Source organism: Streptomyces sp. NPDC091281 (assembly GCF_044757425.1).
Taxonomy (GTDB): domain Bacteria; phylum Actinomycetota; class Actinomycetes; order Streptomycetales; family Streptomycetaceae; genus Streptomyces.
Window position 1 is genome coordinate 63,310 of record NZ_JBIVUY010000010.1, and the last position, 18,144, is coordinate 81,453.

Here is an 18,144-nt window from a genome sequence, read left to right on the forward strand (position 1 = left end):
CTACCCCGCCCGCCCGGCCCGCGCGCCTCCGGCGTCCCGCCCCGCCCGGCCCGCGCTGCCGAAGAGCCGCATCAGCGAGCCGGTCAGCTCCATGACGTCGGCGCGGACGGCCCTGAACAGCGAGGGCGGGTCCCACTTCTGCCGTTCCTCGGCGGTACGGAGAAAGGCGAGGTTGGACTTCATGTACGTCTCCTTCAGCGCCGTCGAGATGTTGACCTTGGCGCAGCCACGGGAGATCAGGTCGTGGAACTGGGCGTCGGAGAGCCCGCTGCCGCCGTGCAGCGCGATGGGCAGCGGGTGGGCGGCCACCAGGTCGGAGACGCGCTGCGCGTCGAGCACGGGCGCCTGTTTGTAGGAGCCGTGGGCGTTGCCGATGGCGGGGGCGAAGACGTCGACGCCGGTGGTGCGCAGGAACTCCAGCGCCACGGCGAGGTCCTGCCGTTCGGCGGCGGTGTCGCTGCCCACGCCGTCCTCGACGCCGGTGATCGACTCGATCTCGCCCTCGACGGCCGCGCCGTACGTCCGGGCCTCGGCGACGACCTCGACGGTCTGCCGCATGTTCTCCTCGACGGGCAGGGTGGAGGCGTCGAACAGCACCGAGTTCCAGCCGCGCCGCAGGCACTCGGTGATGACCTCCCGCTCCGGACAGTGGTCGAGGTGGAGGGTGACCGGCACCTCGATCCCGGCGGTCATCGAGGTCCACAGCGCGAAGAGGACGTCGCTGCCGATGGAGCGGACCGTCTTCACGGAGGTCTGCACGATCAGCGGCGAGTCGTGCTCCACGGCGGCGGCGAGGACCGCCTCCAGCGTGAGGTCGTTGACGATGTTGATGGCCGGTACGGCGTACCGCTCGGCGAAGGGGGCCGCGAGTATCTCGTCCAGCGGTGTCACACCCACGGCGCCTCCAGAGGTCCGCCCCCGCCCTTCCATTCCACGCCCGCGGGCGTGGGGACGCCACTCGTGGGCGGCGCCGACCCGTGCCGCGCAGGGGTCGGGGCCCACCCGTACCGCTCGTGGGTGGGCCCCGCCGCCGCGGCCCGCTCGGGCCTGGGAACTCTGTGCGCCGTGCCGCTGTGCCGTGCCGCCTTGCCGTGTCGCCGGTCAGGCCTTGTGCTGCATGGTGCTGCGCGCCGGGTTGCCCTGCTCGTCGGCCTTGGGGTCCGTCTCGTCGGCCTTGGCGCGCACCCCGTCGGCGATGCGCTTGCCGAGGGTCTCGTCGATCGAGGTCCAGTAGGCGAAGGCACGTTCCAGGACGGGTGCGCTCACGCCGTTGAGGAGGTGGCCGACGACGTTGTCCACGAGGCGGTCGCGGGCGGCGTCGTCGAGGACGTCGCGGACCATCGTCCCGGCCTGCCCCCAGTCGTCGTCCTGCGGGTGGGAGACGTAGGCGGCGCGGGTGATCTCGCCGTCGGCGGTCCAGCTCGGCGGGGTGCCGTACCGCTCGGTGTCGGCGGCGGGGCCGCCCTTGGAGTTCGGGGCGTACACCGGGTCGGTGGTGTTCCGGAACGCCATCGCGCCGTCCTTGGAGTACGTGTGGACGTCGGCGACGGGGGCGTTGACCGGGAGCTGCTGGTAATTGGCGCCGATGCGGTAGCGGTGGGCGTCGGCGTAGGAGAAGAGCCGGGCGAGCAGCATGCGGTCGGGGCTCGGGCCGATGCCGGGGACGAAGTTGTTCGGCTGGAAGGCGGCCTGCTCGATCTGGGCGTGGTTGTCGACGGGGTTGCGGTCGAGGGTCATGCGCCCCACCCGGATCAGCGGGTAGTCGGCGTGCGGCCACACCTTGGTGAGGTCGAACGGGTTGAAGCGGTAGCCCCCGGCCTCCTCGTACGGCATGACCTGCACATGCAGCGTCCAGCTCGGGTGGTCGCCGTCGCGGATGTGCTCGAAGAGATCTCGCGTGTGGTAGTCGGTGTCGACGGCGGCCATCTGGTCGGCCTCGTCCTGGGTGAAGAACTCGACGCCCTGGTCGGTCTTGAAGTGGTACTTCACCCAGAACCGGTCACCGGCCGCGTTGATCCACATGTAGGTGTGCGAGGTGTAGCCGTTCATGTGGCGCCAGGTCCGCGGGATGCCCCGGTCGCCCATCAGCCAGGTGACCTGGTGGGCGGACTCCGGGGACAGGGTCCAGAAGTCCCACTGCATGTCGTGGTCGCGCAGGTTGTTGTCGGCGCGGCGTTTCTGGGAGCGGATGAAGTGCTGGAACTTCATCGGGTCCTTCACGAAGAAGACCGGCGTGTTGTTGCCGACCATGTCGTAGTTGCCCTCGCTGGTGTAGAACTTCACCGCGAAGCCGCGCGGGTCGCGCCAGGTGTCCGGGCTGCCGCGCTCCCCGGCGACGGTCGAGAAGCGGGCGACCAGCTCGGTCCGCGCGCCGGGCTGGAAGAGGGCGGCCTTCGTGTACGCGCTGACGTCGTCGGTGACCTCGAAGCGCCCGAAGGCCCCGCTGCCCTTGGCGTGCGGCTGCCGCTCGGGAATCCGCTCCCGGTTGAACTGCGCCATCTGCTCGATCAGATAGGCGTCCTGGAGCAGGATCGGGCCGCCGGGTCCGACCGTCAGTGAGTGCTCGTCGCTCTCGACCGGCGCACCGGAGTCGGTCGTGGTCACGGGTCGGATCTCCGTCATGGCTCTGCCCTTCGCACTGCATCGGAGTAGAACGAGATAGATCGAGATAGATCGGAACAGGTCGTAATGGATCGGCGGCGGACTACGTCAGGACCTCTACCCGCGTGATCCCGAGAACACGGGATAAACCCCCGCACGCCCACCGATCTGCCTACGGCCCGCGCCCGCCGAACGGATCTTCCCGGCACGTTCTCCGCTTCCTGGCCGGTCCTGCCGTTCCTGGCGCGGCGACCCGTCCCCGGGCTGCCGCACGTCTTACGGAGTGATGACGCCCCGGCGCGATGCGGGTGCCTCCGCCGGTCGGCGGCCTAGCGTGGGCTGTGCCCCGGACCGGTGGTGCCGCTCGTATCAGGAAGCGGCCTCGGGCGGCACCGCCCCAGGGGTGACGGCGGGAGGTGGCGTGGGGGTGTTCCGGCCCGGCACGCCACCTCCGGGCCGGTCGGTGGGACGATGTCCCCACCGCTACGTCCCGGCACTGCGTCCCGCCGCTACGTTCCCTTCCCCCGCGGGCTACCCCTTCCCCGCCCAGGCCCCCGTCCCCGCCGCCTCCCGTGCGTAGGTGGCGAAGGGCTTTGCCGGGTGGCCGGTGAGGCGGTGGACGGTGTCGGAGGGGTGGGCGTCGCCGAGGGCGGTCAGGGCGGCGAAGGCGTTGATCTCGCGGTCGACGTCCTCGGCGGGGCGGCCCTCGGCGAGGCCGGTGGCGCGGTAGGTGTCCTGGTCGCCGTGGTAGTCGACGGAGAGGTCGGCGGCGGTGCCGATCAGGGCCAGCGCGTCCGGGAAGGAGAGCGCCTCGGGGCCGGTCACCTCGTAGGTGCGGCCGGTGTGGCCGTCCTCGGTGAGGGCGGCGACGGCGACGGCGGCGATGTCGTCCGCGTCGACGAAGGTCTGGCGGCAGTCGCCGAGCGGCAGGGCCAGGGTGCCGTCGAGGACGGCCGCGCGGAAGATGCCCTCGTCGAAGTTCTGGTTGAACCAGTCGGCCCGTACGACCGTCCAGTCCGCCCCGGAGTCGCGGACGAGGCGTTCGGCGGCCATGAGCCGTTCGTCGCCCATCTCCTCGACGGCGCGGCTGGACAGGAGGACCAGGCGGCGTACGCCCGTGTCGACCGCGCGGTGGACGAAGTCCGGGTCCAGCGGCAGTTCATGAGGGAGCATCAGGTAGACGCGGTCGGCGCCGGTGAGGGCGGGCTCCCAGGTGGTGTCGTCGTGCCAGTCGAAGGGGACCTCGGAGTCGCGGGAGGCGGGGCGTACCGGGTGGTGGGCGTCCCGCAGGCGGGCGGCGACCCGGCGGCCGGTGGTGCCGCGGGCGCCGAGGACGAGGACGGGGGCCGGTGCGGTGTGGGGGGTGTGGTCGTTCATGCCCGGCGCAACGAGCAAGCACCCCGCGGGGCACCGGGCGGGGCGTCACCGTACCGGGTCGGACTCCATGGCCGCGGCCACCTTCTGGCACAGCTCCGCGAAGAGGGCGCTCTCGCCCTCGGTGAGGACGGAGGCGGCGAGTTGTCCGACGTCGTGGTGGCCGCGGGCGATCCGGGCGAGGAACAGATGGCCCTCGGGGGTGAGGGAGGTGCTCAGTTCGCGGCGGTCCTCCCCGGCGGCGACCTGGGTCACCAGGTCGAGGTCCTTGAGGACGCGCAGGGCTTTCGAGGTGGTCTGCCGGGAGACCTCCAGGACGTCGCTCAGTTCGGAGGGCCGCATGGAGCCGCGCGCCCGCAGGAGTTCGAGGACGTCGTACTGGTGCCAGTTGACGCCCTCGGGGTTGACGCGGGAGCGGCGCGCGACCAGGAGGCACTGAAGGTGCGTCAGGGCCGTCTGGAGCACGGTCGGTTCCGGGGGGCGGGTGGGGGTCTGGTCGTCTCGTGAAGTCATGAGCGCTTCCGGTACGGGGGTGACCGGTGGGGGTGGTTCCAAGATATCAAGGGGCCGCGCGCGGGCCTCCGGTCGCGGCGAAAAATGATTTCCCTGAGGACACCATCCGGGGGGCGTGAGGGCGCGAAGCGGGGGTACCGGAGTGCGAGGGCCGGTCACGGGCCCGTACCGGTCGACCGGACCGAACGGGCGCACCGGACAGATCGGACCGGCACGGAAGCGGGGTGCGCCGCAGGCCCCGTTCCGACGGTCGGCATGCGCACGAAAAGCACGGAAATACCCGCTCAACTCACGGTCCAGCGCAGGCGTTTGACATCGATGCGAAACCGTGATTAGCATCGATTTCCAGAAGGAAACCATATTTCCACTTTTGCCCGCTGACCACGCACGAACCCGTCTCAGGTTCTCCACATAATGCGCGCCACGCGCCGCGGGGACCACGGGAGCCCTTCCTCCGGACGAACCCCCGAGGAGATCAGCGATCATGGAGAACAATTCCCCGTCACCCTCGACGGAAAAGTTAACCGAAAAGCCAGAGGCCGCATTACGGGCGGGAAGTCCACCGACCCACGGCTCCCCGGCCCCACCGCCCCGGGACCCCTCGTCCCAGGCACCCCCTCTCGTCCTCACGACCCTCTTCGCGCGGACGGTCCGCGAGCACGGCGAGGCCGTCGCCCTCGCGGACGGCGCCGAGCGCGTCACGTACGACCGGCTCGACCGGCGGGCGAACCGCATGGCCCGGCACCTCCGGGACCGCGGCGTCACCAGAGGCGACCGCGTCGGCGTCCACATGCGCCGCTCCCCCGACCTCTACGCCGTCCTCCTCGCGGTCCTCAAGGCCGGGGCCTGCGTGGTCCCGCTCGACCCCGCGTATCCCACGGAGTACCTCGCCCGCATCCTCCGCGAGGCCCGCCCGTCGCCGGTGATCTGCGACGACCCGGACGACCTGCCCCCCGAGGCCCGTGACAGCGCGCTCTCCCGCGACGACCTGGTCCGCGACAGCGAGGGCCTCGACGACGGCGCCCCCGATCCCGGCACCGGCCCGGACGACACCGCGTTCCTCATGTACACCTCCGGCTCCACCGGCCGGCCCAAGGGCGTCCGGATCGCGCACCGGGGACTGGCCCGGCTCGGCCCGTACAGCGGCCCCCTCGACATCGGCCCGGCGGACGGCCTGACCCAGTCGGCCGCGTTCTCGTTCGCCGCCTCGACCATCGAGATCTGGCTCGCGTTCCTGCACGGCGCCACCCTGCTGCCGATGCCCCCCGGACTGCCCTCGCTGCCGGTGCTGCGCGAGGCCGTCGAGGAGCGCGGCGCGACCGTGCTCAGCCTGCCGTGCGGCCTGTTCAACGCCCTGGTCGACCAGGAGCCGGAGTGCCTGCGTTCGGTGCGGATCGTGCTGCTCAGCGGCGACTTCCCCTCCCCCGACCACCTGCGCCGCGCCCTCGCGCACACCGACGCCGTGATCTACAACGGCTACGGCTGCACCGAGAACTCCTCGATCACCGCCCTGCACCCGCTGACCTCGCCCGACGACGTGGACGGCGCGGGCGTCGTCCCGATCGGCCGGCCGCTGCCGACGGTCACGCTGGAGGTCTACGACCCGGCGCTGCGCCCCTGCGGCACCGACGAGGTGGGCGAACTCTGCGTCGGCGGCACCGGCGTGGCCCTCGGGTACGCCGACCAGCCGGAGCTGACCGCCGAGAAGTTCACGCGGGACCCGGACGGCAGCGGGCTGCTCTACCGCACGGGCGACCTCGCGCGGCGGAGCAAGAACGGCGACATCGTGCTGGTCGGACGGTCCGACAGCATGGTGAAGATCCGCGGGTTCCGGGTGGAGACGAGCGCCGTGACGCTGGCGGCGCGCGCCCTCGACGGGATCGCGGACGCCGCCGTGAAGGCGTTCGAGGACGAGGACACCCGCGAGAAGCACCTCGTCGCCTTCTACACCACCGTCGACGGCCGCCCGGTCGACCCCGGCGAGCTGGTCCGGCGGCTCTCCGCGGACCTGCCCTCCCACATGGTCCCCTCCGCGTTCCGGCACCTGGAGAAGATGCCGACGAACGTGAACGGGAAGATCGACCGCACCGCCCTCACCGTGGAATCCCGGAGCAGCCGGAAGAACCGCGACCACCAGAAGAACCGGAGCAACCCGAACGAACCGAACGACCTGAACATCCCGAACAACGGCAACGCGAAATCCGAGAAAGGCGAGAAGACCATGCAGAATCCCCTCGAAGCTGTCGTCCTCCAGTCCTGGATCGAGATATCCGGAATGGACGACTTCTCCACCACCGACTCCTTCCTGGGGCACGGCGGGAATTCCCTCCACTTCGTGCAGCTCGCCTCCCGGCTCCAGAAGATATTCGGGATCGAGATCACCACGGAGTCGGTGTTCCGGCACGGCACGGTCGAGCAGCTGGCGCGCTTCATCGAGGAGTCCCGCGAGCAGGCGGCCACCACCTCGTCGTCGCACGGCTGACGGAGACCCGACAGCGCCCGGCCCGTACGCCGCGCCGGTCGCCCGACGTCTCCGGAGGGGGCGGACCGTGAACAACCCTTTGACATCGGCCGTTCTGGACCTGGCCAGGAGAACACTGGGGTCGCCCGGCCTCGGACCGGACCAGACGTTCGCCGAGCACTGCGACGATCCCGCGCTGCTGGACGAACTGGGCACCGTGCTGCGGGCCGTGTTCGCCGTCGACCCGCCGACCGGGGAGCGGCTGGGCGGCCAGAGCGCGGCGTCGCTGGCCGAACGCCTCACGCGGGGCCGGTCCGGCTCCGCCGGGCAGGACCTGACGGCCGGTTCCGCGCCGCGCGAAGACGGCGCCACGCAGGCCTCGTTCGGCCAGAGCGGCATCTGGCTCATCGACCAGTACCTGCCGACCCCGCAGGCGTACAACGGGCCGTTCCTGGTGCGGCTGCCGTTCCGGGTCGACGGGGAACGGCTGCGCCGGGCCGTCGCCGGGGTGCTGCGCCGCCAGGAAGTGCTGCGCACCACCTACGCGTTGCGCGAAGCCCGCCTCCTCCAGGTCGTCTCCGACGACGACACCGCGTTCCTCTACGGCGTCGAGGACTACGGCGACGACAAGGAACTCGACGCGCTCGCCCAGCGGGTGGCCAACACCCGCCTCGACCTGACCCACGGGCCGGTCCTCTCCGTGACCTGCGCGCTCGGGCCGGGCGAGGAGAGCGCGATCGTCTGCAACATCCACCACATCGCCTCCGACGCCGCCTCGGCCGGGATCTTCCTGCGCGAACTCCTCGACGCCTACGACCGTGTCGGGCGGGACCTGCCGGTGGAGGCCGAGCCGGGACGCCCGCACTACGCGGACTTCGCGCACTGGCACCGCTCCCACCTCTCGCCCGAGCGCAGCACGCGCCTGCTCGACGAGTGGGCCGAGCGGCTCGCCGGGGACCTGCCCGTGCTGGCCCTGCCCGCGGACCGCCCCAGGCCCGCCGCACAGGAACACCGGGGCGGCACCGTCCCGTTGCACGTCCCGGCCGCGGTGACGGAGCAGCTGGAGCGGCTCGCGGAACGGGAGGGCGTCACGCTGTTCATGGCGCTGCTCGCCGTGTACGGCACGTTCCTCGCCAAGCTGAGCCGCCAGGAGCGGGTGCTGGTCGGCTCGCCCGTCTCCCTGCGGGACGACCCGCAGACCCGCGACCTCGTCGGCTACTTCGTCAACATGGTCGTGCTGCGCCAGGACGTGACGGGCGAGCTGACCGTGCGGGAGGCGCTGGGGCGGGCCCGCGACGAGGTGGCCGACGCGCTGCGCCTGAAGTGGGCCCCCTTCGACAAGGTCGTCGAACGGCTGCGGCCCGACCGCACCGGCGGCCACACGCCGGTCGTGCAGACGATGCTGGTGCTGACCGATCCGGGTTCCGCGCAAGTGACGTACGACGGGCATCCGTTGACGATCCGGCGGGACATGGCGCACGGCGCGAAGTATGACCTGTCGGTGGTGTTCGCGCGGGAGGCGGACGGGCTGCACGGCAGCCTGGAGTACGACGCGCACCTCTTCGACGAGGCGACGGCCCGGAGCATGGGCGAACGGCTCGGCCGGCTGCTGGCCCGGTTCGCCGAGGCGGAGCCGGACACCCCGCTGCACACGCTCGGTCTCCTCGCGGCCGACGAGGAGCGGGAGTTGCTGGCCCACGACGACCGCGTGGACCGCTCGGCTCCCCCGGTGCCGGTGGCCGAGCTGTTCGAACGGCAGGCGGCGGCCACCCCGGACGCCGTGGCCGTCACGGACGGCGACCGGACCTGGACGTACCGGGAACTCGACGCGCGGGCCTGCCGGATCGCCCGCGTGCTGCGCGAGGAGGGAGCGGCGGTGGGCCGCCGGGTGGCGATCGCCCTGCCCCGCTCGGCCGACATGGTCGCGGGACTGCTCGCCGTCGTACGGTCCGGGGCGTCCTACGTGCCGCTGGACCCGTCGCACCCGCCGGAGCGGGTGGCGTACGTCCTGGACGACGCCGAGGTCCACCTCGTCCTCACCGACAGCGCCACCGGCGCCCGACTCCCGTCCGGCGCGCGGCTGCTGGAGATCGACCGGGTCGCGGACCGGATCGCCGCCGCCGACCCCGCGCCGCTCGGCCGGACCAGGACGCCCGACGACGAGATCTACGTCGTCCACACCTCCGGGTCGACCGGCGCCCCCAAGGGCGTCGTCATCCTCGACCGGACGGTCGGCAACCTGGTCGCCGCCCAGCACCGGGTCTCCCCGTGCGGGGCGACGGGCACCACCCTCCAGTACATGACGCTCTCCTTCGACGTCTCCGTGATGGAGATCCTGGGGACGCTCTGCGTCGGCGGCACGCTCGCCCTGATCCCGGACGAACTCCAGAAGGACCTGCACCGGCTGACCGCGTTCGTCGCCGCGCACGACGTCACCCGCATGTACCTGCCGTACATCGCGCTCCAGCGGTTCGCGGCGCTCGCGGTGGCGGAGGACCTGTCCTGCGACGCGCTGCGCGAGGTGACCTCGGTGGGCGAGGCGCTGGTGGTGTCCCCGCAGATCCGGGAGTTCTTCGCCCGGCACCCGCGGGCCCGGCTGCTCAACATGTACGGCCCGTCCGAGACCCATCTCGCCACCTGGCACGAGCTGTCCGGCGACCCCGCCGACTGGCCCGAGGCCCCGCCGATCGGGCGGGCCGTCGACGGGATGCGGCTGCGCGTCCTCGGCCCGGACCGCGAACTCCTCCCGCCCGGCGTCACGGGCGAGCTGTACATCGGCGGCCCGCACCTGTCGCCGGGCTACCGGGGGCGCCCCGAGGAGACGGCGCGCCGCTTCCTGCCCGACCCGTACGGCGGCGACGGCGAGACGCTCTACCGCACCGGCGACCTCGTCCGCTGGAACCCGGACGGCGACCTGGAGTACCTGGGCCGCGCCGACGACCAGATCAAGATCCGCGGCTACCGCGTGGAGCCCAGTGAGGTGGAGGCCGCCCTGGACGCCCTCGCCGGGGTGCGCGACTCGGCGGTGGTGGCGGTGGAGTTCGGTCCCGGCGACCGGCGGCTGGTCGCCGCCGTCACCGGGGACGGCGCCGACGAGGACGTACGGCTGCGGGCCGAACTGGCCGAGCGGCTGCCGGAGTACCTGGTGCCCGCGCACCTGGTGCGGCTGGACCGGCTGCCGACCACGCCGAGCGGGAAGATCGACCGCGCCGGGCTGGCCCGGCGGCTGGCCGGGGAGGTCCGCGACCGGCGCGCCGACGAGCGCTCCGGGACGGCCGAGGCGCCCCGCACCGGGACCGAGCGGGCGATCGCCGAGGCCTGGGCGGACGTCCTGGGCGGCGGCTCGCCCGGACGGGACGGCGACTTCTTCACCCTCGGCGGCAACAGCATCATCGCCACCGAACTCGTCTACCGGCTGCGGACGTTGTTCGACGTCGACATCCCGCTGCGGACCCTGTTCGACAACCCGACGGTCGCCGGGATGGCCGCCCGCATCGACGAGCGGCGGGCGGGCGACACGACGGCGTTCACCGAACCCGCGGCCGACCTGCGGGCCGACGTGACCCTGCCGGACTCCGTGCGGCCCGGCGACCGTACGCCGGTCGCGCCGGACGCGGCGACCCGGTTCCTGCTGACCGGCGCGACCGGCTTCCTCGGCGGCTGGCTGCTGCGTGAACTGGCGGCCGTCCCCGGACACACCGTCACCTGCCTGGTGCGCGCCGACGACGCGGACGCCGCGCTGGCCCGGCTGCACGCCACCGCCGACCGGTACGGCATCGGCGGGGACATCGCCTGGGACCGGGTCCGTGCCGTCCCCGGCGACCTGGCCCGCCCCCGGATGGGGCTGTCCGACGCGGACCACGACGAGCTGGCCGCCTCGGTCGAGGCGGTCCACCACGCGGCGGCGCACATCAACTTCGTGCTGCCGTACGCCTCGGTGAAGCCGGCCAACGTCGACGGGCTGCGCTCGGTCCTGGAGTTCGCCGCGACGGGACGGCTCAAGCACGTGCACCACATGTCGACCGTCGCCGTGTTCGCGCCCGGCCGCACGGACGGGCCGATCACCGAGGAAGCGGTGCCCGACACGTGTGAGGGGCTCGGGATCGGCTATACGCAGAGCAAGTGGGTCGCCGAGGGCGTCGCCCGCCTGGCCCGCGAGCGCGGGATGCCGGTCACGGTCTACCGCATCGGCCGGATCTCCGGCGACAGCGTCACCGGCGCCTGCCAGGCGGACGACTTCCTGTGGCGGCAGATCAAGAGCTTCATCGAACTCGGCTCGGCCCCGCCCGCCGAGGAGCTGACCACCGACCTGCTGCCGGTGGACTTCGTCGGCCGGGCCGTCGTCGCCCTCTCCCGCGAACCCTCCGCCGACGGCGCCACCCACCACCTGTTCCACCCGCGCGGCTCCGACTTCACCCCCGTGCACGCCGCCGTCCGCGCCTGCGGCCACCCGCTGGACACGGTCCCCGCCGACGAGTGGCTGACCCTCCTGGAGGAGTCCGCGCGGCGCCCCGGCGGCAACGCCCTCGCCGCGGCCGTGCCGCTGTTCCGGGAGGGCGCGCTGGAACTCGGCGAGAACACCTACGGCAACGAGAGGACGACCCGGCTCCTCGACCGGCTCGGGCTGCGCTGGCCCGACATCGACCGCCGGTCCCTCTCCCGCATGATCCGCTGGTTCGAGGCGGCCGGTGAGCTGACCGCCCGGCCCCCCGCGCGCGCGTAGGCCGCGCCGTCCAGCGGTTCCCCCACCCAGACATCCGCAGGCGAACGCCCCCACGCGCCGCCTCCGAACGAAGGCCGACAGCATGTCTCGATACCCCTTTCAGGGAGCCGGACACGACCCGTTGATCGCCTCGATGGTGGCCGGACTCCCCGCCCGCCAGCAGCCGCGGTGGCCCGACCGCTCCCTCCTGTCCCCCGTGCACGACCGCCTGGTCCAGGAGTCCCCCCTGGTGTCGTACGACAGCGTCCGCGACCTCGGGGAACTGCTCGCGCGGGCCGCCGAGGGCGAGTTCTGCCTCATCCAGGCCGGTGACTGCGTGGAGCTGACCACCGAGTGCGAACCCTGCGACGTGGAACGCAAGGTGGAGATGCTCGACGTCCTCGGCGACGTCATGCGCACCGGCTCCGGGCTGCCCGTCGTGCGCGTCGGGCGGATGGCCGGGCAGTTCGCCAAGCCCCGCTCCGACGACTGGGAGACGGTGCCCGGCGGACGGCTCCCGGTGTTCCGCGGCCCGGTCGTCAACGCGCCGGACGCCTGCGAGGAGGCCCGCACCCCCGACCCGTCCCGTGTCGTCGCCGGGCTGGAGGCCGCGCGCTGCGCCGTCACCGCCCTCGACCGGCTCGGCCGCGGCGAGGGCGCCGACCCCGCCGACCGGGTGTGGACCAGCCACGAGGCGCTCCTGCTCGACTACGAACTCCCCCAGGTACGGCGGCACGCGGACGGCGGCAGCTATCTGGCGTCCACGCACTGGCCCTGGATCGGGGAGCGCACCCGGCAGGCCGACTTCGCGCACGTGCGGCTGATGGCCGAGCTGGACAACCCGGTGGCCTGCAAGATCGGGCCCGAGGCGACCGTCGACGAGGTGCTGGACCTGTGCGCGGTGCTCGACCCGCACCGCACGCCGGGCCGGCTCACCCTGATCGCCCGGTTCGGCGCGGACCGGGTCGCCGCGCTGGCCCCGCTGGTGCGGGCCGTGCGGCAGGCCGGGCACCCGGTGCTGTGGATGTGCGACCCGATGCACGGCAACACCGTGAAGACGGCCGACGGGCTGAAGACCCGCCGCCTCGACGCGATCATGTCCGAGATCCGGCAGTGCGTGGACGTGCTGGCGGAGAACGGGGAGCGCTGCGCGGGACTCCACCTGGAGGCCTCCCCCGACGACATCTCCGAGTGCGAGGGCGCGGGCCGCGTCCCGGTGCGCGGGCCGGGCTACCGCAGCCTGTGCGACCCCCGGCTGAGCCTCGTCCAGGCCGTCGCCGCCGCCGCGCACTGGCGGCTGCCCGTCGGGGCGGCGGCATGACCGCGCCCCCCACCACCGCCACCGCTCCGGCGGAGGCCCTCGACGCGCTGCTGCCGCCGCCGGGCCGGCCCTTCGCGGTGCTGCACCGCCCCGGCGCCGACCGCGCGGCGCCCGTGGAGATCCTCAGCGGCCCGGTGCGGCGCGCGGACGACCTGGACGCCCTCGGCCTGGACGGGCCCGGCGGCACGGACCGGGCCGCGGGCGGCGGCGCGGACGCCACGGACACCCTCGTCCTCGCCCCCTACCGGCAGATCCGGGAGCGCGGCTTCGCGCACCCCGACGACGGCGAGCCGCTGCTCGCCATGGAGGTGCGCGAGCACCGGCGGGTCCCGCTCGACCGGCTGCTGGCCTGCCTGCCGGACCGGGCGCCGCGGGTGGAGGACACCCGCTTCGACATCGACGACGACGGCTACGCGGCGGCCGTGGACGGCATCGTCCACCACGAGATCCACCGCGGCGAGGGCTCCAACTTCGTCCTGGCCCGCAGTCTGCACGGCCGTATCCCCGCCTTCGACCGCACGGCCGCGCTCGCGGTGCTGCGCGGGCTGATGACGGCGGAGACCGGCGCCTACTGGACGTTCCTCATCTTCACCGGCGACCGGTACCTGATCGGCTCCACGCCCGAGCAGCAGGTGCGGGTGCGGGGCGACCTGGTGGAGATGAACCCGATCAGCGGGACCTACCGCTACCCGCGCACCGGCGCGGACCTGCCGGGGCTGCTGCGCTTCCTGCGCGACCCCAAGGAGACCGACGAGCTGTACATGGTCGTCGACGAGGAACTCAAGATGATGGCCGCGCTGTGCGGCGACGAGGTGCGGGTGAGCGGGCCGTCCCTGAAGTGGATGTCCCGGCTCGCGCACACCGAGTACTACCTCTCCGGCCGCTCCGGGCGCCCCCTCACCGAGATCCTGCGCACCACGATGCCCGCCCCGACCGTGACGGGCAGCCCGGTGGAGAACGCCTGCCGGGTGATCGAGCGGTACGAGCCGCGCGGCCGGGGCTACTACAGCGGGGTCATCGCCCTGCTGGGCCGCGACGGCGGGCAGCGGCGGCTGGACGCGGCGCTGATGCTGCGGACGGCGGACCTCGGGGCGGACGGCTCGGTCCGGCTGACGGCGGGCGCCACCGTCGTACGGGAGTCGGTGCCCGCGCACGAGACGGCGGAGACCACCGCGAAGCTGTCGGGCCTGCTGGACGCGCTGTCCGGGCGGCGGTCGGCGAAGACGCCCGCCCCCGCCTCCGCCGCCGGGCTGGCCGAGGCCCCTCCGGTGCGCGGGGCGCTGGCCGCCCGCAACGACGGGCTGGCGGCGTTCTGGCTGCGCGGGGCCGCCGACGCGCCCGCCGCCCGGCCGGTGGCGGGCGCCGAGGTCACCATCGTCGACGCCGAGGACGGGTTCACGTCGATGCTCGCCTACCAGCTGCGGTCGCTGGGCTGCGCGGTGCGGCTGGTGCCGTGGCACCGGGCGGCCGACGCGGACGGTACGGCCGCCGGGGTCGCGGGGGCGCCGGGCGTGGTCCTGCTCGGTCCGGGGCCGGGCGATCCGCGGGACGTGGCCAACCCGCGGGTGCGGGCGCTGCGGGCCACGGCCGCCGAACGCCTCGCGGCCGGGCTGCCGTTGGCGGCGGTCTGCCTGGGGCACCAGGTGGTGTGCACGCTGCTGGGGCTGCGGGTGGCGCGGCTGCCCGACCCGGCGCAGGGCCGGCGGCTGCGGGTCCCGCTGTGGGGCAGGGCGCGCCGGGCCGGTTTCTACAACAGCTTCGCCGCGCGGGCCGACGGCGACTGGCTCCAGCCGCCGTCCGGCGGCGGGCCGGTGCAGGTGCAGCGGGTCGGCGACGAGGTCATCGCGCTGCGCGGCCCGGCCCTGTCGACGATCCAGTTCCACGCGGAGTCGTTCCTGACCGAGGACGGCCCCGGCATCCTGGCCGACCTGCTGAGCGGTGCCCTGGCACCGGCGGCACCCCGGCCGGGCGTCCACGACCACGGCGGGTCCGGTGTCCACGGCACCGGGCTCCGGGAGTCCAGGGGGACCCATGAGCATGCCTGAGCGAGGGGGCGTGGACACCGCGCCCCGTCCGATCGACCCGCGCGCCCTGCGCAGTTGCATGGGGCAGTTCGCGACCGGCGTCACGGTGATCACCTGCCGTCGCGGCGACCTGGTGCACGGCACGACGGTCAACGCGTTCACGTCGGTGTCGCTGGACCCGCCGCTGGCCCTGGTGGCGCTGGACCGGCGCAGCCGGGCGGGCGCGCTGCTGCGGGAGGACGGCGACTACGTCGTCAACATCCTCGACGCCTCCCAGCGCGACCTGGCGATGCACTTCGCCGGGCGGCCCATGGCGGACCCGGTGCCGTGGGTGGACGAGGAGGGGCCGCATCCGCGGCTGGCGGGGACGGTGGCCCATCTGGTCTGCCGGCCCTGGCAGATCCACGACGGCGGCGACCACACGCTGCACATCGGGAGCGTCGAGGAGTTCGAGAGCCGTCCGGGGCGGCCGCTGCTGTTCCACGGCGGCGCCTTCCCGGAGCTGGCGCCGGACGACACGGCCGTCGCCTGGTCGCTGTGCCTGGACGGCATGGACCCGGTGGCGCACCTCCCGGTACACGACGAGCCCGACAGGGCGGACAGGACAGGGGACTGACGCACATGACCGACACCACGGACACGACGCACGGCACCGGCCCGGCGGGCGCCCCCGGCACCGCCGCGGGCGCCGGGGACACCGGGCCGCGCCGCACGACCCGCCCGATGACCGGTGACGAGTACCTGGAGAGCATCCGCGACGGCCGGGAGATATGGGCGTACGGGGAGCGGGTCGACGACGTCACCAAGCACCCGGCGTTCCGCAACACGGCGCGGATGACGGCGCGGCTGTACGACGCGCTGCACGACCCGGAGCACCACGACACGCTGACCACGCCGACCGACACCGGCAGCGACGGCTACACGCACAAGTTCTACCGGGTGCCGCGCAGTGTGGAGGACCTGGTCGGCGACCGGGACGCGATCGCCCGGTGGGCGCGGATGACGTACGGCTGGATGGGCCGCAGCCCCGACTACAAGGCGAGCTTCCTCGTCACGCTGGGCGCGGACCCGGACTACTACGGGGAGTTCGCGGACAACGCCCGCCGCTGGTACGCGGAGGCGCAGGAGCGGGTGCTGTTCTGGAACCACGCGGTGATCAACCCGCCGGTGGACCGCAACCGGGCGCCGGACGACGTCGGCGACGTGTTCGTGCACGTCGAGAAGGAGTGCGACGACGGTCTGGTGGTGAGCGGGGCGAAGGTGGTGGCGACGGGGTCGGCGCTGACCCACTTCAACTTCGTCGCGCACTACGGACTGCCCGTGAAGAAGAAGGAGTTCGCGCTCGTCGCGACGCTGCCGATGGACGCGCCGGGGGTGAAGCTGATCTGCCGCCAGTCCTACGAGCTGGCCGCGAACCGGATGGGCAGCCCCTTCGACTACCCGCTGTCGAGCCGCCTCGACGAGAACGACACCGTCTTCATCCTCGACAAGGTGAAGATCCCCTGGGAGAACGTCTTCATCTACGGCGACACCGCGAAGGCGGGGACGTTCCTCAACACCTCCGGGTTCACGCACCGGCTCACCTTCCACGGGGTGACCCGGCTCGCGGTGAAGCTGGACTTCCTGGCCGGTCTGCTCCTCAAGGGCCTGGACGTGACCGGGACGAAGGATTTCCGGGGCATTCAGACGCGGGTGGGCGAGGTGCTCGCCTGGCGGAACATGTTCTGGGGTCTCAGCGACGCGATGGCGCACAACCCGAACAAGTGGCACGACGACGGACTGCTGCCGAACCTGGATTACGGCATGGCGTACCGCTGGTTCATGACGATCGGTTATCCGCGCGTCCGCGAGATCATTCTCCAGGACCTCAGCAGCGGTCTCATCTACTTGAATTCACACGCCAAGGACTTCCAGAACCCCGAACTGCGTCCGCATCTGGACCGGTACATGCGGGGCTCGAACGGATACGACGCGGTGGAGCGGGTCAAGCTGATGAAGCTGATCTGGGACTCGGTGGGCACGGAGTTCGCGGGCCGGCACGAGCTGTACGAGCGGAACTACTCGGGCAACCACGAGAACGTGCGGATCGAGCTGCTGATGGCGCAGACGGCGTCCGGTCTGGTCGACGGCTACCGGGGCTTCGCCGAGGAGTGCATGGCGGAGTACGACCTGGACGGCTGGACCGCGCCGGACCTCATCGGGCCCGACCAGGCATGAGCGGCGGGGCGGCACGGCGACGGGGGCGGCGGGCGGCCGGTGTCCGGTCCTCCGCCGCCCCCGCGGGGCCGGTCGTCCGCGCGATGTCAGGGCAGGTCGGATGCCGCGGTCCGGTCGTCCGGGTCGGGCAGGACCACCGCCAGGGTGAAGCCGTCGTAGCCCTTGGCGCCCACCGTCTGGATCGTGGTGGCGCTCACCCGGGGCTCGGCGGCGACCTTCTCGTGGAAGCGCCGCATCCCGCGGACGCCGCCGTCGGGGTTGTCGCCGTCGGCGACGGCGCCGCCGAGCACCACGTTGTCGACGACGATGACGCCGCCGGGCCGGGACAGTTCGAGCGCCCAGTCGAAGTACTCGGGGGTGTCGGGCTTGTTGGCGTCGATGAAGACCAGGTCGAAGGGTTCCTCGGCGGTCTTCGCGAGGTCGGGCAGGATGTCGAGGGCCCGGCCCACCCGCTGCTCGACTCGGTCGGCGACCCCGGCCCGCTCCAGGTGGCCGGCGGCGGTCTCGGCGAACGAGCGCTCCCACTCGATGGTGACCAGCCGTCCGCCGGGCGGCAGGGCGCGGGCCAGCCAGATCGAGCTGTACCCGCCGAAGGTGCCTATCTCCAGAATGCGTTCGGCGCGCTGGACGAGGGCCAGCAGATGCAGCAGCTTCCCCTGGGAGCGGGAGACCCCGATATCGGGGAGGTCGAATCCGATGTGTGCCTGGGCGGCGGCGGCCAGAGCGGGGTCCTCGTCACCGAGAACCGCGTCGAAGTAGCCGTCCACCGCGCTCCACTGATGCTGTGTCATGACTCCAGTGTTCCCCGCGAGGAGGAAATCCGGCACCCGGAAGGAAGAAATTCCAGAAAATCGGCGGATTCACGTCGTCCACTTATTCCGATCACTTTCCGGTCGGTTAGTCGACGGGATTTCCGGGAAATCGCCTGCCT

At 72.8% G+C, this 18,144-nt stretch carries 11 protein-coding genes; 6 read left to right on the forward strand and 5 right to left on the reverse strand.

Annotation, left to right across the window (positions count from 1 at the left end):
• The 4 genes from ACIQPQ_RS24815 to ACIQPQ_RS24830 form a co-directional block, all read right to left on the reverse strand.
• Positions 1-897: a class II fructose-bisphosphate aldolase gene (locus tag ACIQPQ_RS24815; RefSeq protein ID WP_401307318.1), complete on the reverse strand. Its 897-nt coding sequence runs from the start codon at positions 895-897 to the stop codon at positions 1-3.
• Between the two features lie 204 nt (positions 898-1,101).
• Complete coding sequence (locus ACIQPQ_RS24820; protein ID WP_401307321.1) at positions 1,102-2,622, reverse strand: catalase; 1,521 nt, start codon at positions 2,620-2,622, stop codon at positions 1,102-1,104.
• 510 nt (positions 2,623-3,132) lie between these two features.
• The gene (locus tag ACIQPQ_RS24825; RefSeq protein WP_401307323.1) at positions 3,133-3,978 is read right to left on the reverse strand and encodes an SDR family oxidoreductase; all 846 of its coding nucleotides are present in this window, start codon (positions 3,976-3,978) and stop codon (positions 3,133-3,135) included.
• A 45-nt stretch (positions 3,979-4,023) separates the two neighbouring features.
• The gene (locus tag ACIQPQ_RS24830) at positions 4,024-4,488 is read right to left on the reverse strand and encodes a MarR family winged helix-turn-helix transcriptional regulator (protein ID WP_401307326.1); all 465 of its coding nucleotides are present in this window, start codon (positions 4,486-4,488) and stop codon (positions 4,024-4,026) included.
• Between the two features lie 484 nt (positions 4,489-4,972).
• Here ACIQPQ_RS24830 and ACIQPQ_RS24835 point away from each other — a divergent pair, with 484 nt between their 5' ends.
• The 6 genes from ACIQPQ_RS24835 (at position 4,973) to ACIQPQ_RS24860 (ending at position 17,213) form a co-directional block, all read left to right on the forward strand.
• Entirely contained in the window at positions 4,973-6,970 is a 1,998-nt protein-coding gene (locus tag ACIQPQ_RS24835; RefSeq protein WP_401307329.1) for an amino acid adenylation domain-containing protein, read from the forward strand.
• Positions 6,971-7,037: 67 nt separating this feature from the next.
• Positions 7,038-11,672 carry an amino acid adenylation domain-containing protein gene (locus tag ACIQPQ_RS24840; protein ID WP_401307331.1) on the forward strand — a complete coding sequence of 1,545 codons (4,635 nt, stop codon included), beginning with the start codon at positions 7,038-7,040 and terminating at the stop codon, positions 11,670-11,672.
• A gap of 82 nt (positions 11,673-11,754) precedes the next feature.
• On the forward strand, positions 11,755-12,972 hold the full coding sequence (locus ACIQPQ_RS24845) for a 3-deoxy-7-phosphoheptulonate synthase (RefSeq protein ID WP_401307334.1): 1,218 nt from the start codon (positions 11,755-11,757) through the stop codon (positions 12,970-12,972).
• Positions 12,969-15,017 carry a chorismate-binding protein gene (locus ACIQPQ_RS24850; protein WP_401307336.1) on the forward strand — a complete coding sequence of 683 codons (2,049 nt, stop codon included), beginning with the start codon at positions 12,969-12,971 and terminating at the stop codon, positions 15,015-15,017. Before ACIQPQ_RS24845 ends, ACIQPQ_RS24850 begins: the two co-directional genes overlap by 4 nt.
• A complete protein-coding gene (locus ACIQPQ_RS24855; protein WP_401307339.1) occupies positions 15,010-15,612 on the forward strand; it encodes a flavin reductase family protein in 603 nt (200 codons plus the stop codon). The genes ACIQPQ_RS24850 and ACIQPQ_RS24855 overlap by 8 nt, the downstream gene beginning before the upstream one ends.
• 5 nt (positions 15,613-15,617) lie before the next feature.
• Positions 15,618-17,213, forward strand: coding sequence for a 4-hydroxyphenylacetate 3-hydroxylase family protein (locus ACIQPQ_RS24860; RefSeq protein ID WP_401307342.1), 1,596 nt, complete (start codon positions 15,618-15,620; stop codon positions 17,211-17,213).
• An 86-nt stretch (positions 17,214-17,299) separates the two neighbouring features.
• Here the strand turns inward: ACIQPQ_RS24860 and ACIQPQ_RS24865 are convergent, their stop codons facing one another.
• A complete protein-coding gene (locus tag ACIQPQ_RS24865; protein WP_401307345.1) occupies positions 17,300-18,004 on the reverse strand; it encodes an O-methyltransferase in 705 nt (234 codons plus the stop codon).
• Positions 18,005-18,144 lie beyond the last annotated feature (140 nt).